Origin of the sequence: Streptomyces sp. NPDC055962, from assembly GCF_042270185.1 — a bacterium.
Taxonomy (GTDB): domain Bacteria; phylum Actinomycetota; class Actinomycetes; order Streptomycetales; family Streptomycetaceae; genus Streptomyces.
Genome location: NZ_JBHJYN010000003.1, coordinates 682,597 through 703,545, shown reverse-complemented (window position 1 = coordinate 703,545; position 20,949 = coordinate 682,597). Strand labels below are relative to the sequence as shown.

The 20,949-nt window shown below is 73.1% G+C and carries 15 protein-coding genes and 1 pseudogene; 8 read left to right on the top strand and 8 right to left on the bottom strand.

The window, feature by feature from the left end; genetic code table 11:
* Positions 1-56: 56 nt before the first annotated feature.
* Together ACFC51_RS13625 and ACFC51_RS13620 are read right to left on the bottom strand one after the other, a co-directional pair.
* Positions 57-329: a hypothetical protein gene (locus ACFC51_RS13625; protein ID WP_376370474.1), complete on the bottom strand. Its 273-nt coding sequence runs from the start codon at positions 327-329 to the stop codon at positions 57-59.
* Positions 330-473: 144 nt separating this feature from the next.
* The gene (locus ACFC51_RS13620; RefSeq protein ID WP_376528637.1) at positions 474-1,280 is read right to left on the bottom strand and encodes a nucleotidyltransferase domain-containing protein; all 807 of its coding nucleotides are present in this window, start codon (positions 1,278-1,280) and stop codon (positions 474-476) included.
* Positions 1,281-1,436: 156 nt separating this feature from the next.
* On the opposite strand from ACFC51_RS13620, the gene ACFC51_RS13615 reads away from it, so the two are divergent.
* The 3 genes from ACFC51_RS13615 to ACFC51_RS13605 all read left to right on the top strand — a co-directional run bounded on the left by ACFC51_RS13615 (position 1,437) and on the right by ACFC51_RS13605 (position 3,506).
* Entirely contained in the window at positions 1,437-1,910 is a 474-nt protein-coding gene (locus ACFC51_RS13615; protein ID WP_376370470.1) for an ATP-binding protein, read from the top strand.
* 206 nt (positions 1,911-2,116) lie between these two features.
* A complete protein-coding gene (locus tag ACFC51_RS13610) occupies positions 2,117-2,263 on the top strand; it encodes a hypothetical protein (RefSeq protein WP_376370468.1) in 147 nt (48 codons plus the stop codon).
* Positions 2,264-2,285: 22 nt separating this feature from the next.
* Positions 2,286-3,506 carry a cation:proton antiporter gene (locus tag ACFC51_RS13605; RefSeq protein ID WP_376528635.1) on the top strand — a complete coding sequence of 407 codons (1,221 nt, stop codon included), beginning with the start codon at positions 2,286-2,288 and terminating at the stop codon, positions 3,504-3,506.
* 22 nt (positions 3,507-3,528) lie between these two features.
* Here ACFC51_RS13605 and ACFC51_RS13600 read toward each other — a convergent pair whose 3' ends face one another.
* Positions 3,529-6,903: an AAA family ATPase gene (locus ACFC51_RS13600; protein ID WP_376528633.1), complete on the bottom strand. Its 3,375-nt coding sequence runs from the start codon at positions 6,901-6,903 to the stop codon at positions 3,529-3,531.
* Between the two features lie 132 nt (positions 6,904-7,035).
* Entirely contained in the window at positions 7,036-8,487 is a 1,452-nt protein-coding gene (locus tag ACFC51_RS13595; RefSeq protein ID WP_376370462.1) for a PucR family transcriptional regulator, read from the bottom strand.
* A gap of 102 nt (positions 8,488-8,589) precedes the next feature.
* Here ACFC51_RS13595 and ACFC51_RS13590 point away from each other — a divergent pair, with 102 nt between their 5' ends.
* The 5 genes from ACFC51_RS13590 (at position 8,590) to ACFC51_RS13570 (ending at position 14,584) form a co-directional block, all read left to right on the top strand.
* On the top strand, positions 8,590-10,125 hold the full coding sequence (locus tag ACFC51_RS13590; RefSeq protein WP_376370461.1) for a purine-cytosine permease family protein: 1,536 nt from the start codon (positions 8,590-8,592) through the stop codon (positions 10,123-10,125).
* A 59-nt stretch (positions 10,126-10,184) separates the two neighbouring features.
* Complete coding sequence (locus ACFC51_RS13585) at positions 10,185-10,586, top strand: YybH family protein (RefSeq protein WP_376528631.1); 402 nt, start codon at positions 10,185-10,187, stop codon at positions 10,584-10,586.
* 14 nt (positions 10,587-10,600) lie between these two features.
* A complete protein-coding gene (locus ACFC51_RS13580) occupies positions 10,601-12,040 on the top strand; it encodes a gamma-aminobutyraldehyde dehydrogenase (RefSeq protein WP_376528629.1) in 1,440 nt (479 codons plus the stop codon).
* A gap of 282 nt (positions 12,041-12,322) precedes the next feature.
* Positions 12,323-13,783 (top strand): alpha/beta hydrolase family protein, encoded by a 1,461-nt coding sequence (locus ACFC51_RS13575; protein WP_376528627.1) that lies wholly within the window; start codon positions 12,323-12,325, stop codon positions 13,781-13,783.
* A gap of 213 nt (positions 13,784-13,996) precedes the next feature.
* Positions 13,997-14,584, top strand: coding sequence for a hypothetical protein (locus ACFC51_RS13570; RefSeq protein WP_376528625.1), 588 nt, complete (start codon positions 13,997-13,999; stop codon positions 14,582-14,584).
* Between the two features lie 1,107 nt (positions 14,585-15,691).
* Here the strand turns inward: ACFC51_RS13570 and ACFC51_RS13565 are convergent.
* From ACFC51_RS13565 to malX, 4 genes and pseudogenes are all read right to left on the bottom strand, one after another.
* A pseudogene (locus ACFC51_RS13565) lies at positions 15,692-15,955 on the bottom strand (FUSC family protein); the annotation flags it as partial.
* A 1,382-nt stretch (positions 15,956-17,337) separates the two neighbouring features.
* Positions 17,338-17,808 carry a MarR family winged helix-turn-helix transcriptional regulator gene (locus ACFC51_RS13560; RefSeq protein WP_376370453.1) on the bottom strand — a complete coding sequence of 157 codons (471 nt, stop codon included), beginning with the start codon at positions 17,806-17,808 and terminating at the stop codon, positions 17,338-17,340.
* 173 nt (positions 17,809-17,981) lie between these two features.
* Positions 17,982-19,199, bottom strand: coding sequence for a MalY/PatB family protein (locus tag ACFC51_RS13555; RefSeq protein ID WP_376528623.1), 1,218 nt, complete (start codon positions 19,197-19,199; stop codon positions 17,982-17,984).
* A 2-nt stretch (positions 19,200-19,201) separates the two neighbouring features.
* Positions 19,202-20,809: a maltose/glucose-specific PTS transporter subunit IIBC gene (gene malX / locus ACFC51_RS13550; RefSeq protein WP_376528621.1), complete on the bottom strand. Its 1,608-nt coding sequence runs from the start codon at positions 20,807-20,809 to the stop codon at positions 19,202-19,204.
* Positions 20,810-20,949 lie beyond the last annotated feature (140 nt).

The window sequence follows — 20,949 nt, the reverse complement described above, 5'->3', positions numbered from 1 at the left end:
CCGCCACGAAGGCGGGGCGCGGCAACCGGCCGAAGCGGCATGGTCGCGGGCTCAGCTCATGAGCCGGCCACCAGGATGCCGAGGATCATGCCGCCGACCAGGCCCACGGCGCTCACCACGATGGCGGGGACAGCGAGCCGTTCGTGTCTGACGGTCTTGGCGACGATCGCCAGCACCAGGCCCACCACACCGAAGACGATGGGCAGGAAGATGAGCGAGATCACGCCCAGCACCATCGCGACGATGCTCAGCACATTGCCTGACGCCGAGCGCTGCGGTGCGCCGTGAGGGTGCTGCCCGGTCTGCTGGTTGTCGTACTGCGCAGTCATCTGCCACTCCTTCGTGAACATCGAGAGGCCTGATCCCCGATATCGACCGGCCAATTCCACGGGTACCCTCAAGTCTCCTTCTGACACGGCTACTTGAGACAGGTGTCCGAGGGGTCCCTCGGCCCGGCGAGCGGGGCCCGGCCGTCAGGGCCGCGGGGCCTTCTCGCCGTGCACCGCTGTGTACTCGGCAGCGAGCCAGGGTCCCAGGTCGTCGATGAGCAGGGCGAGCGCCGCCGGATCGGGTGAGGGGGCGCGGCCGGCGGACGCCGCGAGGAGCATCTGCTCGACACGGTCCGGGTAGTAGCGGCCGAAGAGTTCGGCGGACCTGTCCAGATCGCTCGTCCAGCCGCCCCATCGCGGCATGACCAGCGTGAACCCCGTGCGGACGGTGCGGCGGCCGACCAGGCGGCCGAGTGTGCGCCGGTCGGTGTCCGTCGTCGCCGCGGCCGCCCTGGTGCGCCAGCGTGGAAGGACACGGGCCAGATCGCCGTTGGTCTCGCGGGCGAGGAGGGACGTCGGGCGGTAGCGGGGGAGCAGTTCCGCCAGGTCGGGTCCGAGCAGCGGGGTGCAGAGGCAGGCGACGAAGAAACCGCCGTCGTGGCGTTCGACGTCGCTGAGCAGGGCGGTCCTGCTGGACAGCAGGATGCCCGCGCCGTCGATCTGGGGGAACGCACGGTCGATCGCGGCCTCGATCGCGTCGGCGTCGGCGCGGTCGGCGTCGGTGGGGTCGTCGTGCAGGGCCAGGAGGAGGTCGAGATCGGAGACTCCGGGGGTGGCGGTTCCCCGGGGGATGCTCCCGTAGAGATAGGCGCTGTGCAGCCGCGCACGGCCGAACGTCTCGGCGATGCGGGTGCGGGCGGCGTCGACGACAGGAACGAACCCTTCCGTGACCCGGCCCAGGGCACCTTCACGTGCGATCGTTCCGCTGCGGTCCAGTCCTCGCCCGTCCATGGGACCACTGTGCCTCGTCCGACCCCTGGTGCCGAGCGGATCAGGGCCCCGTTCCGCGGTCGCGGAGTCCCGCCGGGAAACTCCGTGGTCTGAACCCGGTCCTTCGGGGTAGACGGTGCGGGGCAGGATGAGGATCACTTCAGATCAGGCGGTTCCATGGACCAGGTGGCACAAGGCCGTGAGCAGCAGTCGTCGGCCGGCGGGACCATCGAGGCGTCCGCCGCCTTCGACCGGGGCGAGGGCATCGCGGAGGCCCGGGGGCTCGCCCGGTCCTTCCTGGGTGACGTGCAGGCCGTGCACGGGCTGCCGGTCTCCAGCAGGGTGCTGGGGACGGTGCAGCTCGTGGTGAGTGAGCTGGTCACCAACGCGCAGAAGTACGCGCCGGGGCCGTGCCTGCTGACGCTCACGATCGAGAACGGCGCCGTCCAGGTGAGCGTGTGGGACAGCGGCACGACCCTGCCCTCCGTCCTGGCCCCCGACCCGACACGCATCGGGCAGCACGGCCTGGAGATCGTGATGGCCGTGTCGCGCAGCTTCGCCGTGCACCGGGAACCCGTCGGCAAGCGGATCACCGCGGACGTCGTCCTCGCCGATGACCCCGGTGGCGACGTCCTCGGCCGGCAGTCCTGAGACACGGGGTGCCGAGGCGGGAGTCCCCGGTGGCTTCCCGGCAGGCGTTCCTGACCGGCTCCCGGCCCCCACCCGGGCGGTGCGGGTACGGACTCACCCCGACGGCCCACACCCGGTAGTACGACCCCGGGGCAGCGGAGAGAGTGGCAGGGGCCGCGCGTCGTCGCGTCCTCGGCCACCCCATGCCGTCTGCGAGGGAGATCCCGATGTCCCGGACCACGGAAGGCCGGCACACGGAGCCGGCGGAGCACGTGACCGCGGCCGGCGTCAGGAGCGCGGCACGGGACACCGAGGAGCACGGCCCCCCGCAGCACGGCGGTCCGCACCCCGGCGACCCCGTCGTCACCCCGTGACCCGGCACCGCGGCGGCGTCGCATGACCCACCCGGGCACCCTCGTCCTGATCATGGCGGCGGCCGTACTGGCTCCGCTGCTCGTCCACGCGACGCGGCGCCGGTTCCGCGTCCCGCTGGTCATCTTCGAGATCGCCCTCGGCATCCTGATCGGCCCCGACGTGCTCGGCTGGGCCCACACGGACGAGGTCATCGACACGCTCGCCGACCTCGGGCTCTCGATGCTGATCTTCCTCGCCGGCTACGAGATCGAGTTCTCGGCGATCCGCGGGGACACCCTGCGCCGCTCCCTCCGCGCCTGGCTCGTCTCGCTCGTCGCCGGCATCGGGCTGGCACTTCTCATCAGCGGCGGAGAGGTGTTCAAGGCCTTCGTCATCGGTACGGCGCTGACCAGCACGGCCCTCGGCACGGTGTTGCCGATGCTGCGGGACAGCGGTGAGCTGAAGGGGCGTTTCGGTACGGTCATGACGGCGTTCGGCGCGGTCGGCGAGTTCGGTCCCGTCGTCGCCGTCGCGCTGTTGCTCAGCGGCCGCCGCCCGGCCGAGTCCGCCGCTCTCCTCGCCGCGTTCGGAGTGATCGCGGCCGCCGCCGTCTTCTGGGCCCTGCGCCCGCGCAGGCCCTGGTTCACACGGCTGACGGAGCGGACCCTGCACAGCAGCGGCCAGTTCGCCGTCCGGTTCGTGATGCTGCTGCTGGCCTGCATGCTGGGGCTCGCCGAGGTGTTCGGCCTGGACGTGCTGCTCGGCGCGTTCGCGGCGGGGATCCTCACCCGGCTCGTCCTGCACCGGGCCGCGCCCGGGAGCAGCGACACGGTCCTGGGCAAGGTCGAGGCGATGGGCTTCGGCTTCCTCGTACCGCTCTTCTACGTGGTCACCGGGATCGAGTTCGACCTGGATGCGCTGGTGCACGACCTGCCCGCCCTGCTGGTCGTTCCCCTCTTCCTCCTGCTGTTCCTGCTGGTGCGCGGCGGTCCGGTGTACCTGTTCGCACCGAAGGACCTCGCGTCCGCCGACCGTGCGGGACTGGCCCTCTTCGCCTCGACCTGCCTTCCGCTGGTCGTCGCGATCACGACCATCGGGGTGGACCAGAAACTCCTCGGATCGAACGAGGCCGCGTCACTGGTCGGCGCGGCGATGCTGTCCGTGCTGCTCCTGCCGTGGTTCGCCGCGCGGCTGCGGGCGAAGGCCTCCGGCGGGCAGGACCGGCCCGCCTCGGAGGCGGCCGGCGAAGCCGAGGCGTGGTGACGTCCCCCGCCCCCGGTCCGCCTCAGGCGTCCATGAGCCCGCGCGCCGTCCGTACGCGACGCAGGCCGGCCGGGTAGGGGAGCGCGCCCGCCAGCGACTCCGCCTGCCGGAGGGCGTCCCGTGCTTCCTCGGCGGAGGACAGCCGGGAGAGGGCGACGGCGAGAGCCACCCGTGCCTCCACCTCGGCGAGGCGCTCCCCGGAACGTTCCGCCCGGGCCGCCTCCGCGAGAGCGAGCCGCCGGGCGGGTTCCGCGCGGCCGGCGAGGAGCTCGGCCCACGCTGCCAGCACCGGCGCCTCCGCCACCGAACCGTCCAGGGCCCGGAGCGCCGCCCCCGGCCGGCGCGCCGCCAGGGCGAGTTCCGCGCGCGCGGTCCGCACCTCGTACGTGGCCTGCCGGTCGCCGAGTCCGGCGGCGGACGCCGCGGCACGGTCGAGCAGGACCGCGGCCTCCGCGTCCGCGCCGGTACGCAGCCGTACGCGCGCCAGCGTCGCCAGGGTGTACGGCAGGCACCAGGCCTCCTCCTGCTCGGCGCCCGCGACGGCGGCCTCCGCGAGGACCCGCGCCTCGCCGACCTCCTCCAGCAGCAGCCGCAGTTCCGCCAGGTTCGCCCGCTCGAAGGCCGCGGCCGTCGGATCGCCCGACCGCTCGGCGAGTTCCAGCGCCCTCCGGCCCGTGGCGACCGCCGCACGCAGACGCCCGCCGCGCCGGGCGTTCTCCCGTGCGGTCGACAGCACGAGGCCGTGCAGCGTCGGGTCTCCGTACGCCTCGGCGGGTGCGAGCGCGCGCTCGCCCGCCTCCCGCGCCTCGTCGAAGCGGCCCGCGAGCCCGAGGGTGCTGGCCTGCTGGGCGTAGGAGCGGGCCACGAGGCCCTGCCCCGGCGCCCCGGGCACCCGCTGTGCGGCGAGGAGAGCCTGCCGGGCGGCCTCGAACCCCTCGGCGTACCGTCCCTGGACCCCACAGATCACGGACAGCGCGAGGAAGTGGTCGGCGACGGCCCCGGGCGCGGTGTCCTCGGCCACCGGGTGGTCGCGGAGCACCTGGAGGCCGGCGTCACGCGCCCCGGTCTTCACCAGGGTCTCGGCGAGGCGGGCGGCCGCGAGCACGGAGTCGTCGTGGTGACCGCGCCGTACGAACTCGTCGAGGGCGAGCCGCAGCGAGTCGGCCGCCTTCGTGAAGTGGCCCATCCTGCGCAGCACCTGGCTGTGGGCGAGCCGGGCCCGGGCCGCGTCCACGTCCAGACGCTCCACCAGGTCCCGGTAGTAGCGGTCGGCGCTGTCGTTCGCGTAGAGGGAAGCCGCCCGTTCCGCCGCCCGGCGCAGGTACTCGGCGGCCCGCGAGTCGTCCGCGCGGGTGAAGTGGGAGGCGAGGGCGTCGACCGCGTCCGGACGGCGGCGGAGCACCGCGCGGGCGAAGGCGCCGTGCAGGTCGCGGCGCCGCATCGCGGAGAGCCTGTCGTAACACGTCAGGCGGACCAGGGGGTGACGGAACGCCAGACCCTCCTCGGGCCGCCCCGAGACCACGACCTGACGCTCCTCGATGAGCGAGGCGGCGACGGCCCGTTCCAGCGCGTCGGCGGCGGCCGGCCCGTGGACGGCGGGGTGGAGCCCCTGCGCGGCGACGTCGAGCAGCTCCGAGAGGGCGGCCTCGCCCCCGGCGACGGACAGGGCCTCGACGATGCGCCGGGTGTCCTGGTCGAGCCGTCCGAGCCTCTCACCCACCAGTCGGCGCACCCCGTCCGACGCGAGAGCCGCGGGAAGGCCGTCACCCAGCCCGCGGGCCAGCTCCACCGCGTACAGCGGATTGCCGAGGGAGAGTTCCCAGACACGGCGCATCCGCCGGTCGGGAACGGGTGCCGGCCCGGGGCCCTCGCCCCGCGCTTCCGGGCCCGGCGCCGTCCCCGTGGCGTCCCGTACGACGGCCAGACACGCGTCCCGGTCGAGCGGTCCCACCTTCTCGCGCACGGCGAGCCCCTGGCGCAGCATCGCCGTGAGGCCGGTCCGGCGCGCGTCGCCGTCGGGCAACTCCTCCTCCCGGCAGGTGACGAGGAACCGCAGCGGTGCGCCGGTGGCGGCCGAGCGCCGGGCCAGGTGGCTGAGGAGCTGGAACGAGCCGGTGTCGGCGGCGTGCAGGTCGTCGAGGACGATCAGGACGGGGCGGGCGGCCGCGAGTTCGGCCAGCAGCGTGGACGTCACCCGGAAGAGCCGGTCCCGTTCCTCCTCCGGGCTGCGTCCACCGGCCTCCCGCACCTGGCCCAGGGACGGCAGGAACGAGGCCAGTTCCGGATACTCCGCGCCCACCCGGGCCCGCTGGGAGGCGTCCCGCTCGGCGAGCCACGCGTCGAGGGCTTCGGCGAACACCCCGTAGGGCGTGTGCCCCTCCTCGTCGTGTCCCGCCCCCCACAGCACGGCCGTTCCGGTGGAGGACGCCCGCCGGGCCGCCTCGCCCGCAAGCCGGGTCTTCCCCACGCCCACCTCACCGGTGAGGAGCCGGACCGGCGGGCCCTCCGGGGCGAGCAGGCGGGCGAGGGCGTCGTCCCGTCCCCGCAGGGGTGTCGCGGCGGGAGCGCGGAGCAGCGCGGGGAGCGAGGGCGCGGACGGGACGGGCGCGGGCCCCTGTTCGAGCGCCTCACGGTGCAGACGCTCCGTCTCGGGACCCGGCCGCACACCGAACTCCCGGTCGAGCAGGCTGCGGCACACGTGGTACTGCCGCACCGCACGCCGACGCAGACCCTGTTGCAGGAACGCGTCCATGAGGATGCGGTGGGCCAGTTCCTCCGCGGGGCTGGCCCCCAGGACCTGTTCGGCGACGGCCGCGGCCTCCTGCACCGCCCCGGCGTCCAGATGCGCCGATGCGAGTCCGAGCAGGAGCTCCTCCTGGAGCGCCGTGAGCCGTTCGCGCCGCGCCTCGGCCCAGGGCGCGTAACGGTCCTCGGGCAGCAGCTCACCGGTGAACCGGCCGAGGGCCCGGACCAGTTCCGGCACACCCGCGGAGGCCAGCGCCGCGCGCCCCGCCTCCTCCGCGTCGTCCGCGTCTATCCATACGGCGGCGGGGGCGAGCAGCAGCATCGAACCGTCCGAGACCAGGTACGACGAGGCCGCGCGGGGCACCAGTTCGGGCTCCAGAGCGCGGCGGGCGGCGTGCAGCGCGACCCTCAGGCTGCCGAGCGCCGCCTGCGGATCGGCGTCCGGCCAGCAGACGTCCATGGCCTGCTCGCGGTGCAGGCGGTGGCCGGGCGACACGGCGAGCAGCTTGACCAGGGCCTGCGCGCCGGGCCTCGACCAGCGTTCGGCGAGCGCCGGGCCGCCGTCACGGGTGACCCGGAACCCGCCGAAAAGGTGCAGACGCAGCAGCGGTGGGGCGGAGTTGGTGCGGTGGGGCGTGTGCTGCGCGTTCATCAGGGCGCCACTGTAACCGAGCACTCCCGAGGCCCCGAGGACACGGTCGGGAACAGGGAAGGCGTCCGGAGCCCGCCCGGTCGGCCGGCGGGCGGCAGCCGAGGGGGTCGGCGACAGCGGTGTCAGCCGGGGTCAGTCGGTGAGGCCCAGAGCGCCCGCCGCCTGGATCGCCAGCCAGACCTCGGCCAGGGCGCCCGTGGACGTCAGATCGCGCCGGGCGAGGGTGCCGAAGCGGCGCAGCCGGTAGGCGAGGGTGTTCGGGTGGATGTGGAGCGCGGCCGCTGCCGTCTCGGTACGGCGGTCACGCTCCATCCAGGTACGGGCGGAGACCAGCAGGTGCGAGTCATGGGTCTCGTCGTACCGCAGGACCTCGCCGAGCACGTGCTCGACCAGAGCGCTCAGGACAGCGGGGTCGTCGGGCAGCCAGCGGCCCGTCGCGTCGTCGCCGTACCGGACGACCGGGCGGCCGGACTCCACGGCCTTCGAGACCGCCCAGAGCGCCTCGCGCTCGGCGACCTTCAGCGCGACGCCCGGCAGGAACGGCCGGCTCATCCCGGCCGCCACGCACGGCAGCCCGCCGACGGCCTCCGCCAGCTCCGGCCCGCCCAGGACGTAACGGTCCTCGCCCCACGTGAGCAGCAGATGGGGGTGGTCCTCCAGACAGCGCAGCAGCGCCTCGTCGCCGGCGTTGCGGACCACGAGGAGCACCGCCTCACCCTCGATCGCGTGCCGGGCGAGCCGGCGCCGGGCCGCCTCCGGATCGAGCACCTCCTGCAGCAGCTCGGCCAGCGTCTCCGCGCCCTCACGGCGCAGCACCTCACGCTCGTTGCGCACCATGGCCAGCCGCAGAGCCGCCACGGTGGCGATGTGCTGGACGACGGCGAGCCCGGCGGGCTGCGCGCCCTGGCGCTCGTACGCGACGAGGAAGCCCGCCGGGCCGCCGGGGGCCGGCACCGGCAGGACGAAGCCGCCGGGCACCGTGGGCGGGGCGTCGACCGAGGCGGGCAGCACACCGGGATCCGGGGTGGGGACGCCGGGCAGGAGGGGGCGGCCCTGCGGTGTGCAGAGGTGGACGTCGTAGCCCGACAGCGCTTCGAGCCTCCGCAGCAGCGCCGGGGTGTCGAGGTCCTCGGCGACCAGCCAGCGCAGGGAGCCGAAGACCTGGAGCTGCGCCCCCAGCCGGTGCCGGGCGTCCTCCTGCACCGAGGCGGCGACCTCCTGCGCGACCGCGATGAAGGGCACGGCGAGCGGCACCTCGAGGACGGGGAAGCCCCGCTCCTCGGCCGCCTCGAAGAACGCGTCGTGCAGCGGCGGCATGTGCAGCTGCGCCGAGAGCGCGAGGCCCGACACGCCCGCGTCGTCGAGCCGCTCCAGATAGGCGCGCTGGCCGGCCGCCGTGCGGGGGACCGCCAGACCGGCCGTCATGATCACCTCGGCGCCCAGCAGCCAGGGCGTCGGATCGGCGAGCTCACTGGCGTGCGCCCATGACACGGAGCGGCCCAGGCCGCTGCTGCCGGCCTTCACCGAGAGCTGGAGTGCCGGGAAGGAGAGCAGATCCTCGACAGTGAGTTTGTTGCTGGCCACAGAAAAGAGCGTACATCTCTGTGCCGGACACAGTTGTCGCTGATCATCCAGGACCACAGACTGCTGGGACGCCCCTACGCATGAACGGAAGGTGGAGCGTCCGTGACGACCTCGATCACCGAAATCGAGACCTATGGTGTCGAGCGGATCCCGGACGCGGACCGCACGGCCCGCCCGATCGATCTGTTCCGCCTCGCCTTCGGCGGCGCCAACACCTTCGCGACCTGTGTGCTGGGCGCGTTCCCGATCCTCTTCGGCCTCTCCTTCTGGCAGGGACTCGCCGCGACCCTCCTCGGGCTCGTCGCGGGCGCGCTGCTGCTCGCCCCGATGGCCCTCTTCGGCCCGGCCAACGGCACCAACAACGCCGTCTCCTCCTCCGCGCACCTCGGTGTGCACGGCCGGGTCGTCGGCTCGTTCCTCTCGCTGCTCACCGCCATCGCCTTCTTCTCGATCTCGGTCTGGTCCTCGGGCGACGCGCTCGTCGGCGGGGCGCACCGGCTCGTCGACGTCCCCGAGTCCGACCTCAGCTACGGCATCGCCTACGCGGTCTTCGCCGCTCTCGTGCTGGTCGTCTGCGTCTACGGATTCCGCTTCATGCTGCTGGTCAACAAGATCGCGGTGCTGGCCGCCTCCGCGCTCTTCGTGCTCGGGGCCTTCGCCTTCGCGGGCGACTTCGACCCCGGATACGCGGGAGCCTTCGCCTCGACCGCCGATCCGCTGTTCTGGCCGTCCTTCATCGGTGCCGCGCTGATCGTCCTCTCCAACCCGGTCTCCTTCGGCGCCTTCCTCGGTGACTGGTCCCGCTACATCCCGGCCGGGGCCCCGCGCCGCCGGGTGATGGGGGCGGCGTTCCTCGCCCAGATCGCCACCCTGCTGCCGTTCCTCTTCGGCCTGGCCACGGCGTCGATCATCGCGTCGAAGGCCGCGAAGTACGTCGATCCGGCCGCCCCCAACTACGTGGGCGGACTGCTGGCGATCTCGCCCGGCTGGTACTTCCTGCCGCTCTGCCTCATCGCCCTGATCGGCGGCCTCTCCACCGGCACGACGGCCCTGTACGGCACGGGACTCGACTTCTCCAGCGTCTTCACGCGCTTCAGCCGCGTCCAGGCCACCTTCTTCATCGGCGTCCTGTCCATCGCGTTCATCTTCGTCGGCCGCTTCGCGCTCAACCTCGCGCAGTCCATCTCCACCTTCGCGACACTGATCATCACCTGCACCGCGCCGTGGATGGTCGTGATGGTGCTGGGCTACGTCACCCGGCGCGGGTGGTACGACGCGGAGGCACTCCAGGTCTTCAACCGCCGCCGGCGCGGCGGGCGCTACTGGTTCACGCACGGCTGGAACTGGCGGGGCATGTCCACCTGGCTCGTCTCGGCCGTCGTGGCGCTCCTCTTCACCAACCTGCCGGGCCAGTTCGTGGGTCCGCTGGGCGGCCTCGCCGACGGCGCCGACATCTCCCTGCCGGTGGGGCTCGCCCTCGCGGCCGTCCTCCACCTCACGCTCCTCACCGTGTTCCCCGAGCCGCGCGCCGTGTACGGCCCGGACGGGCCCCGCTTCGTCCGGGCGTCCGACACCCCCGTGCCGCCGATCACCGGCCCCGCCGGCGAGAGCGTGGCCGAGCCCGCCGCGGCGCACTGAGCCCCGCCGCCCCACTCATCCGCATCCGGGCGGACGACGCCCGCCACCAGGAGCAGATCATGAGCACCACCACCGTCCAGGAGGTCCGGGCCGCCGCGGACGCACTCGTCGTGGCCTTCGCCGAAGGCCGCCTCGACGACTACTTCGGCGCCTTCGCACCGGACGCCACCTTCGTCTTCCACACCACGGCCGAGCGGCTCGGCTCCACGGCGCAGTACCGCGCCCTCTGGCAGGAGTGGGTGGACCAGGACGGCTTCCGCATCGTCGGCTGCACCTCGTCCGCCCCTCTGGTCCAGCCCTTCGGGGACACGGCCGTCTTCAGCCACGACGTGGAGACGCGGGTCGCCACGCACGCGGGGGAGGAGACGGTCCGGGAGCGGGAGACCATCGTCTTCGCCCGCGCCGCCGACGGCCGCTGGACCGCCGTCCACGAACACCTTTCCGCCCGTACCACCGCCTGACCGGGAGACGTTCCATGACCACCACGTTCCGCAACTACATCGACGGTGCCTTCGCCGACGCCTCGGACGGCCGCACACTCGACGTGGTGGACCCCACCACCGGCGCCGTCTACGCGACCTCCCCGCTCTCGGGCGAGGCGGACGTCGACGCGGCGATGGCGACCGCTGCCGCCGCCTTCCCGCTCTGGCGCGACACGACACCGTCCGTGCGTCAGCGCGCGCTGCTGAAGATCGCCGACGCGATGGACGCACGGGCGGACGAGCTGGTCGCCGCCGAGAGCCGCGACACCGGCAAGCCGCTCCACCTCACCCGCAGCGAGGAACTCGAACCCGCCATCGACCAGGTGCGCTTCTTCGCGGGCGCGGCGCGGATGCTCGAAGGCCGCTCGGCCGGCGAGTACATGGAGGGGCTGACCTCGATCATCCGCCGTGAGCCCGTCGGCGTGTGCGCGCAGGTCGCGCCCTGGAACTACCCGCTGCTGATGGCGGTCTGGAAGTTCGCGCCGGCGCTGGCGGCCGGCAACGCGGTCGTCCTCAAGCCGTCGGACACCACCCCGGCGTCCACGGTGCTGATCGCCGAGATCATCGGCGGTGTCCTCGCCGAGCTGGACCTCCCGCGCGGAATCTTCAACGTGGTCTGCGGCGACCGCGACACCGGACGTCTGATGGTGGAGCACCCGACCCCGGCGATGGCCTCCATCACCGGTTCCGTGCGCGCGGGCATCCAGGTCGCGCAGAGCGCCTCCAAGGACGTCAAGCGGGTCCACCTGGAACTCGGCGGCAAGGCCCCGGCGGTGGTCTTCGAGGACGCCGACCTGGCGAAGGCGGTCGAGGACCTGGTGGTCGGCGGCTTCTTCAACGCCGGCCAGGACTGCACGGCGGCCACCCGCGTCCTCGTCCACGAGTCCGTCCACGACGAGTTCGTCGCCGCGCTCGCCGAGGCGGCGGCCGCCACGAAGACCGGGCAGCCGGACGACGAGGACGTGCTCTACGGCCCGCTCAACAACGCCGGCCAGCTCGCCCAGGTCAGCGGCTTCATCGAGCGCCTCCCCGCGCACGCCGAGATCCGCGCGGGCGGTCACCGCGTGGGCGACGAGGGCTACTTCTACGCCCCGACCGTCGTCTCCGGCCTCCGCCAGGACGACGAGATCGTCCAGAACGAGGTCTTCGGCCCGGTCATGACGGTCCAGTCCTTCACGGACGAGGCCCAGGCCGTGGAGTTCGCCAACGGCGTCGACTACGCCCTGGCCTCCTCGGTGTGGACGAAGGACCACGCGCGGGCCATGCGGATGTCGAAGAACCTCGACTTCGGGTGCGTGTGGATCAACACCCACATGGCTCTCGTCGCGGAGATGCCGCACGGCGGGTTCAAGAAGTCCGGCTACGGCAAGGACCTCTCCGCGTACGGCTTCGAGGACTACACCCGCATCAAGCACGTCATGACGTCGCTCTGATCCACGCGGGCACCGCGGTCCGGTCCGGCACCGGGCCGGACCGCGGGCCGGGCACGGCGCAAGGCGGAGCACGGTCCCCGTACGGCACGGGGCGGAGCGCGGTCCCCGTACGGCACGGGGCGGAGCGCGGTCCCGGTACGGCGGGGCGGAGCGCGGTCCCGGTTCGGCACGGGGCGAACAGTATGAACGCAACGGCCACAGGGCTGGCCCACGCGAGGCGGGGCTCCCTAGCATCCCGGCCTGCGGCGCAACTTCGCGTCCCGTACCCACTGGAGCCGTGCTGTGAACTCGCCTGACGCCCCCTCGGACGCCCCCCGGACGTCCCGGTTCCGCCGACATCTGCCGTCCGTGCTGGCGGCCGGGCTCGCGGCGGTACTCCTCGGAACGCTCGGCAACGCGACCGCCGTCGCACGGACCGGGCACCCCGCCCCCGTCGACTGTCCGGCCCGCCTGGCGGACACGGCGACGTGCTACTCCGGGCAGGACGCCGACGGGGCGTACTACACGATCGCGGTACCCACCCGGTGGAACGGCTCCCTCGTCGTCCACGCGCACGGCGGCCCCGACCTCGGCGACGCCTCCGATCCCTCCCGCAGCGCCGACGACCTCGCCCGCTGGGCGGTGATGGTCGACGAGGGGTACGCCTGGGTCGGCTCCTCCTACCGCCGCGGTGGTTACGGGACGCGGATGGCCGCCGCCGACACCGAGAACGCGCGCCGGCTGTTCGTCTCGGAGTTCGGGAAGCCCGGACGCACCTACGTGCACGGCCAGTCCTGGGGCGGAGACGTCGCGGCGAAGGTCGCGGAGACGTACGGCTCCCGGCCGGGTGCGTACGACGGGGCACTGCTGACCAGCGGAGTCCTCGGCGGGGGCTCGCGTGGATACGACTACCGCGTGGACCTGCGGGTGGTCTACCAGTACTACTGCCACAACCATCCCCGGCCGTCCGAGCCGCAGTACCCGCTGTGGCAGGGGCTGAGGGCGGGCTCGACGATGACGAGCGAGGGGCTGCGCGCCCGTCTGCAGGAGTGCACCGGGTTCGCCTCCGGGCCCGCCGAACGCACCGCGTCGCAGCAGCGCAACCTGGACGACATCCTTGCCGTCACCCGCATTCCGGAGCGCACGCTCGAGTCACACCTGCGGTTCGCGACGTTCACGTTCCGGGACATCGTGACGAACAGGCTCGGCGGGCGGAACCCCTTCGGCAACCGTGGCGTCCGGTACACCGGTTCGCACGACGACACGGCGCTCAACGCCGGTGTCGAGCGCTTCACCGCCGACCCCACCGCACACCGCGACCTCTCCTACGACAGCGACCTGACGGGCAAGGTGCCCTTCCCCGTCCTCACCCTGCACGCCATCGGCGACCCGACGGCCTTCGTCGAGCACGAGGCTGCCTACCGGGCCACGCTGCGGGGCGCCGGCCGTGAGCGGAACCTCGTCCAGACGTTCACGACGGAGACCGAACACAGCGCACTGAGCGACTCCGAGTACGCCACCTCCCTGGCGGCCCTCGACACCTGGGTGCGCTCGGGCCGCACACCGAGCGCACGCTCGGTCGCGGCCTCCTGCGGCGTGTTCGACCGGAGCTACGGCGGAGGGTGCTTCTACGACGACGGCTTCCGCCCCGCGCCGTACGCCTCCCTGGTCCGGCCCAGGCCGGGCGGCCTCGTGTGGCCGGCGATGACCGTTGCGCAGGAGAAGGCGTGGAGCCGGATCGACGGAGTCGGTATCGCGCCCTGACGGGGCGTCGGGCGGGCCCCGGGCCGGCGGACCTGCGGCGTCCGGCCCCCACGGGGCCCGGCCGCCGCGATGCGGTACCGCTCCCGGTTCCCGGTTCCGGACGGCTGACAGGGCATGCTGAAGACCGTGACCGTGGCCTTCCCCGGGGGATCGCCACGGTGCCGGACCAGGGAGGCGCGATGCCGGCCCTCCCGTGACGGGCGAAGGAACCGGATGGCGCACGATCGGGACCGGACGGACGGCGACCGAGACCGGACGGAGGGCGTCCGGGGATCAGGCCGGGCTGCGAGCGACCCGCGCTCCGGCCTGTCGCCCGCGCCCGTGGCCGGCGCCCTGGCGGACCGGCTCAAGGAGCGCATCTACGCGACGATCACGATGATCGCCGTCGTGGTCGGCCTGTCGCTGGGTGACGTCGGTGCCGCGGGCGCCCTGGCCACGGTCCTGACGACAGCCCTGGGGCTGTGGCTAGCGGCGTTCGTCGCGGACCAGCAGGCGCACCGCACCGTCCACCGCCACCTCGCCACCGGACGCGACCTGCGCCGCATGCTCTACGTCAGCAGCCCGCTGCTGTCCTGTGCGGTGGGCCCCTCCGTGATGATCGCCCTCGCCGCCCTGGACGTCATGGACCTGTCGACCGCGCTGACGGTGGCGGCCGGTGTGGGCGTGGCGTCACTCTTCGTCTGGGGCTGTGCGGGAGGGCTGCGCATGGGCGGCGGCGTCGTCCTCGCGGTGCTGGCCGGACTGGCCGACGCGGTGATCGGTGTCGCGGTCGCGCTGGTGAAGACGGCCGCCGGGCACTGACCGGGCGGGTGCGCACCCGCCCGGCCGGAGCCGCACGTCGTGCGCGACCGGCGCGCCCGTCCCCGTCCGCGGCACGTGCAGGTACTCCGCGTGCGGGGCGTGGCCCGCCGCAGACACGACGAGCGTGTGGCTTCCCGGGCGGAGCCCCTCGACGCGGTACCTGCCCGACCGGACGGACCCCGCCGCGACCCGCTTGCCCCGGGCGTCGATCACCGTGACCCATCCGGAGCACCCCGCGGGGTGCTCGCCGCACCGGACGGCGCCGGCGGCGGTGACTCCGCCGCACGACGTGGGCGAGGCGTCCGCCGCATCCGTCGCCGTGATCCGTGCCGTCCGGGGCGGGGGAGCGACCGGCGTACGAGAGGGCTTTCCCGCGCCCGCGGTCTCCGGTCGCACGGCCCACTGCGCGATCAGTGCCTGGGTGCGGCGTTCCCGCGGGGAACCCGCCGTGGCGTCGCACGCGTCGTCGTGCACGGTGAGCCCGCACCGTTCCGCGTATCCGGCGAGCGTCTCGTCGAGTGCGGCCAGCTCCCGCAGCGCCGTGCGCATGCGGGACGCCCGCGGCCCGGGCGGCGCCGTGTCCAGGTCCGCCCTCATCTCCCGTACCAGGGGGCCCACCCGCTGCCAGCCCTCCCCGGGCTCGCCCGTGGTCAGCGAGCGGTCCAGAGCGCGCAGCGAACGGCTCAGCGTCGAGGTGACGTGAGCGAAGCGTTCGGCCGTCCGGGGCGGCAGATCGATGTCGATGTCCGCCGCCGCGGCCAGCGCACGGGCGTGACCCGTGGCCGTGGTGAGCAGCGCGGTGCGGTTGTCCGCGTCACGTCCCCGGACACCGAGCGGCATGCGGACCAGGGGACGTGCCAGGCTCACGACCTGGAAGAGGGCGGAGTCGACCGCGCGGGCGGCTCCGCGCAGCCGGACGGGGGCCTCGGGGTCCTCCCAGCGCAGGGCGAGCTGCGACACGAGGTCGTCGACGGCGGACACGTAGCCGCGCTCGGCCTCCCGTGTGATCCTCCGGCTGGAGAGCGGGAAGATCAGCGCGGCGCAGGCGGTCGCGACGAGTATGCCGAGGCCGTTGTCCAGCAGACGTTCGCCGAGCAGGTGGTCCATGCCGGCGTAGGGCGTCGTCAGCCCGTACAGCTGCACCAGCGCGACGACCAGTCCGACGACCCACAGGGCGTACGCGCGCTGCATCCCCCAGGCGCCGAGGGTGAGGCCGAGGACGATGACCGTGAGCATGGCGTAGACGTGTCCGTGGCCCACCAGGTGCAGCAGCGCGAGGCCGATCACCGCGCCCGCCACCGTGCCGGCCATGCGGTGCCCGAACTTGCGCAGCCGCTCATGCGTCGTGTTCGTACCGAAAAGGGTGATCATCACGCCGACCAGCCCCCAGTAGAAGCGGTGCGGGTCGATCGCGTCGGTGAGGGGGCACACGACGGCCGCGGCGACCCCGGCGTGCAGGGGCGCGCGGACGAAGGGGATCGCACGCCGCCAGCTCCGCTCCGTCCGCGCGGCGAGCACCCGCTGGGTCGCGGCCCCGGATCCGGCGGGAAGGTTGCGCTCCAGGGCGACGGTCGGCTGGAAGGGGACCTGCGCCGGGGAGTCCGGGGTGCTCCAGCCCAGAGCGAGCCAGCGCGTGAGCGAACCGGCCAGGGAGTCGAGGAGGTGGGCCACACGGTACGCGGCCTCGACGGTCTCCGGCCGCCCCTGCCCACCGCACTCGTCGCGCACGCGGTCGGCCTGGCGGCGTATGCGCTCGGCTGCCGGACGCAGCCCCTGGGCGCTGCTGAGGGGGGTGTCCCGTGCGATGACGAGACCGACGGCCAGTGCCTCACGCAGCTGCGGCGGCACGTCGTGGTGCGTCAGGTCCTGCACGGCCCGTCCGATGCCGCGCAGGGCCAGCTCCGCGTCGAAGAGGTGACGGTGGAGCAGCTCGGCCGTGCCGGGGTCTGCAGCGACCTCCGGCTGGGCGAGCCGGCCGTCGATCGTGACGGTGGTGACGTTGAGATGGTGCAGGGCGCGTGCCATACGGCGGACGGCCCGCTCCTGATCGGCATCGGGGTCCAGCGCGTCGACCGCGGCGTCCGCCACCCGCCGGGCTTCCACGACGAAGGCGCGCTGGGTGCGCAGCAGGTCCTCGCGCGGCATCGGGTAGCACAGCAGCAGCCGGGTCAGGAGCACCGCGACGGCGGACACCAGGGCGACGGCGAACGCCTTGCCGGCCATGGCGGACGGAATGCCCGCCATCATGCCGACCATCATGCCGTTGAAAAGCATCATGCCCGTGAGCAGCGGGAGTTGACCGAACCGGGCGAGGAAGAAGGTGAGCGCCAGCGCGACCACCATCAGGCTGATCTCCAGCCCGCGGTCGTCATGCAGCTCGCCCGCCAGCCACAGGACGGCCGCGTAGGGGAAGGGCATCCACAGGATGGCGCGGGTGAGCCCCTGCCAGGTGTTCTCGGCGACGGCGAAGGCGCTCATCAGCCCCATCATCCCGCCGACCATCATGCCGATCATGGCCGGGACGTCCAGCACACCCGCCATCCCGTAGCCGACCGCCAGAGAGGTCACCATCGCGACGAGCGTGCGCCACCCCGCCTGGAGCTGCCCGAGGCCGGGGTCCGCGGCGAGCACCCAGTCCCACCGGCGCCGGGGGCCGCCCACCCGGTGCGGTGCCACGGCGTGCACGGCAGCCGGCACGGGTGCGGGCGGTGTGTGTTCCGGTGCGGTGTCCGACGGCCTGGTACCTGGGCTGATCAAAAGTGCTCCGAATCCATCGCGTTCAACAGGGTGGTGAGGGCGTCCCTGGCGGTGCCCACGGCGCGCTCGGAGTCGTCGACGCCCGCGTCGAGGCCGCGCAGGAGCGCCGCGGCCATCCGCCGGCGCCCCCGGTCGAGCAGTTCGCGTCCGGCCGGCGTCAGGGACGCCTCCACGACGCGCCGGTCCGCCGCGCGGCGTTCACGCGTGGCCAGCCCCCGCTCCTCGAGGCCCTGCAGGACCACGGTCACGCGGGGCTGGGCCATACCGGTGTGCGCGGCGAGGGCGGTGACCCGGCGCGGGCCGTCCTCCAGGGCGTCGAGTACGGCCACCTGGCTGCGGCCGAGCCCGAAGTCGCCGGTGCGGAAGAGTGTCTGCGACAGCCGTCCGATGCCTCGGAGGAGGCCCCGAGCGGCGCTCTCGATGCGCTGCTCGTCGGTGGGACCGGCCGGGGACGGCGATTGATGCATATAGCAATTATATAGATGTCAAGAGTGGAGGCGGAACCATGTGCGGGCAAAATGCCCGCCTTGCGCGCGCCCGGCGCTCCCGGGAGTGCCGGGGCGGACGGAAACGGCCCCTGCGTCGGCGGTTCCGGGCATGGGAACAGCCGGCGCAGGGGCCGCAGCGCCGGCCGGCGGGATCAGGGCGACATGCCGGGCGCCCGCCCGGTATGCGTGAGGCGGTGCAGCGCGCGGACCAGGGCCTCGACGCCCGCCTCCGCCTTGGACCGGGGGCACCCTACGTTCAGCCGTACCCACCCCGGTGCGCCGTAGGCGGCGCCCGGCATGATGGCCACCTTCTCCACCTCGACGAGCTCGCGCTGGAGCGCGTCGTCGTCGACGCCCAGGGGCCGGAGGTCGATCCAGGCGAGATACCCGGCCTGCGGAGGCTCCCAGCCGAGCCGCGGGAACTCCTCGCGGAGCCGCTCGGCGACCGTCGTGAGGTTCCCCGCGAGATACGCGCGCAGCGCGTCCAGCCAGGGCCCCCCTTCCCGGTACGCGGCGATGTGCCCGACCAGCGACAGCACGGCGGGTGAGGAGAGGCCGTCCGCCTCCTTGAGCTGCCGCAGGTACGCGTCACGGGATACGGGATCGCCCATGATCCCGTAACTGCCGGTCAGGGCAGGGATGTTGAAGGACTTGGACGCCGAGGTGACCACGGCCCAGCGGCCTTCGCCGCCGACTGTCGCCCAGGGGTGGTGGACATGCGGGGCATGAGCGAGGTCCGAGTGGATCTCGTCGCTGATCACGGCGACGCCGTGCCGCTCGCACAGCCGCGCCATCCGCTCCAGCTCGTCCTCCGGCCAGACCCTGCCCGTCGGGTTGTGCGGGGAGCAGAGCAGCAGCACGGCCGTGTCGGGCAGCGCCAGGAGCCGCTCCAGCTCCTCCCAGTCGTCGAGCGGGCACTCCCGCAGCTGCCTCCCGTGGGCCGCCACGGTCTTGGGGAACGCGTCGTACATGGGGCTGTGGGCGACCACTCCGTCACCCGGGCGCGACCAGAGCCGGAGCAGCTGCGACAGCTGGTAGACGACGGAGGGCGCGTAGACGATCGACGCCGGATCGACGGCCGTCGCGTGCCTCGTCGCGTACCAGTGGACGATCGCGGAGAGGAAGTCGTCCTGGCGCCACCGCGAGTAGCCCAGCACGCCGTGATCCAGGCGGCCGCGGAGCGCGGCCATGATCTCCGGGGCCGTCTCGAAGTCCATGTCGGAGATCGTGAACGGCAGCAGTCCGGGGACGCCGAAGCGGTCCTCGACGTAGTCCCACTGCGTGCACCAGGTGCCGTGGCGGTCCACCGGGACACCGAAGCCGTAGGGATCCGGGGCGGTCCCGGCCGCACCGGGGGAGACGGTCGTCATGATCAGCCCACCGGGATCATGGTGGCGATGGCGTCCTTCACGGACTGGACCTGCGGCCCGATGACGACCTGCACGGTGTGGCCGTCGAGCTTGATCACGCCCACGGCGCCCAGCTTCTTCAGCCGCGCCTCGTCCACCTCCGAGGCGTCCTCCACCGTCATCCGCAGACGGGTGATGCAGTTGTCCAGGGACCGGATGTTGCCGGCGCCACCGATCGCGTCGAGGATCGCCACGGCGTCGTACTTCCCCGCGACCAGCTCGCGCACGGGCTCCGCGTCCCCGTCCGCGGCGACGGGCGCGCCGTCCTCCTCCGGCTCCTCCGGCTCGTCCTCGCGGCCGGGGGTCCGGAGATCGAAGCGGGTGATCGCCCAGCGGAACAGGAAGTAGTACACGGCGAACCACACGGCCGCGATCACCGGCACCAGGTACCACTTGGTCGTCGAGCCCTGGAGGACACCGAACACCAGCCAGTCGATGACGTTGCCGTCGGTGTTCCCGATGAAGACGCCGAGCAGGGCGGCCGTGAGGAAGCCGAGCCCCACCAGGACCGCGTGGACGGCGTACAGCCACGGTGCGACGAACAGGAACAGGAACTCCAGCGGTTCCGTGATGCCGCCGACCACGCAGGCCACCACGCCCGACACCAGCAGGGCCTTGATCTCCGGGCGCATGCGCCTGTTCGCGCAGTGGTACATCGCGAGCGCCGCGCCGGGGAGGCCGCCCAGGTAGGACGCCATCTTGCCCTGGGAGAGGAAGTGCGTGGCGTCGGTGACGGCGCCGCTCGGCGCGCCCGCGCAGTCCAGGTGCGCGTAGAACATGTTCAGTGCACCGGAGACCTGGTCCCCGCACACGGCTCCCGAACCGCCGACGTCGGTGAACCGGAACATGGCGACGAGGATGTGGTGCAGGCCGATCGGCCGCAGCAGCACCTCTCCCATGCCGAAGAAGAACGGTCCGAAGACGCCGGTGTGACCGATGCCCCGGCCCACGGCGGTGATCCAGCCGTTGAAGGTCGGCCACACCAGCGGAATCAGCAGGCCGAGGACGCTGAGGGCCAGGGCGGAGATGATCGGGACGAAGCGCAGACCGCCGAAGAAGGCCAGTGCGTCAGGCATCCGCTGGGTACGAAAGCGCTGGTGGAGGAGGCTGACAACGATGCCAACGGCCACGGCTCCGAGGAGTCCCGTATCGATGGACTGCACCCCGAGCACGTCGGCTGTGCCGTAGTGCTCGACGGCCTTCGCGTCCTCGAAGTCGACGCCCTTGGCGGTGAGGAAGAAGTTCACAGCCAGATTCATGGCGGCGAATCCGACGAAGCCGGAGAACGCGGCGACACCCTTGTCCTCACGGGCGAGCCCGAGCGGAATGGCCATCGCGAAGAGGACGGGCAGGAAGGTGAAGGCGACCAGCCCCGTGTTGGCCATCCACGTGAAGACGAGGTGGAAGCCTTCGGCCTGCAGGAAGGGGAGGTTGTCGGTGACCGCCTCGCTGGACAGGGAGGAGCCGATGCCCAGCATGATGCCGCAGAACGCGAGCAGGGCCACCGGGAGCATGAACGTCTTGCCGAGCCCCTGGAGGAATTCCCAGAGTGCGGCCTTGGTCTTCTGCATGTGTACGGAACTTTCGAGCCTGGGGGGACGGGACCCGGGCGCTCGCCGTGGCGATGCGGGTCCCACGGGCGTGCGAGCGGCGCAGGGCCGACGAGGGGGTTCCGGCCGTCGCCCGCGATGCACCTGGGGATCGCCCGGTG

What these genes read in the sequence shown, in the direction of transcription:
- ACFC51_RS13625 (WP_376370474.1), bottom strand. Translation starts at nt 329, where the DNA reads ATGACTGCGCAGTACGACAACCAGCAGACCGGGCAGCACCCTCACGGC.
- ACFC51_RS13620 (WP_376528637.1), bottom strand. Translation starts at nt 1,280, where the DNA reads ATGGACGGGCGAGGACTGGACCGCAGCGGAACGATCGCACGTGAAGGT.
- ACFC51_RS13615 (WP_376370470.1), top strand. Translation starts at nt 1,437, where the DNA reads ATGGACCAGGTGGCACAAGGCCGTGAGCAGCAGTCGTCGGCCGGCGGG.
- ACFC51_RS13610 (WP_376370468.1), top strand. Translation starts at nt 2,117, where the DNA reads ATGTCCCGGACCACGGAAGGCCGGCACACGGAGCCGGCGGAGCACGTG.
- ACFC51_RS13605 (WP_376528635.1), top strand. Translation starts at nt 2,286, where the DNA reads ATGACCCACCCGGGCACCCTCGTCCTGATCATGGCGGCGGCCGTACTG.
- ACFC51_RS13600 (WP_376528633.1), bottom strand. Translation starts at nt 6,903, where the DNA reads ATGAACGCGCAGCACACGCCCCACCGCACCAACTCCGCCCCACCGCTG.
- ACFC51_RS13585 (WP_376528631.1), top strand. Translation starts at nt 10,185, where the DNA reads ATGAGCACCACCACCGTCCAGGAGGTCCGGGCCGCCGCGGACGCACTC.
- ACFC51_RS13580 (WP_376528629.1), top strand. Translation starts at nt 10,601, where the DNA reads ATGACCACCACGTTCCGCAACTACATCGACGGTGCCTTCGCCGACGCC.
- ACFC51_RS13570 (WP_376528625.1), top strand. Translation starts at nt 13,997, where the DNA reads ATGGCGCACGATCGGGACCGGACGGACGGCGACCGAGACCGGACGGAG.
- ACFC51_RS13560 (WP_376370453.1), bottom strand. Translation starts at nt 17,808, where the DNA reads ATGCATCAATCGCCGTCCCCGGCCGGTCCCACCGACGAGCAGCGCATC.
- ACFC51_RS13555 (WP_376528623.1), bottom strand. Translation starts at nt 19,199, where the DNA reads ATGACGACCGTCTCCCCCGGTGCGGCCGGGACCGCCCCGGATCCCTAC.
- malX (WP_376528621.1), bottom strand. Translation starts at nt 20,809, where the DNA reads ATGCAGAAGACCAAGGCCGCACTCTGGGAATTCCTCCAGGGGCTCGGC.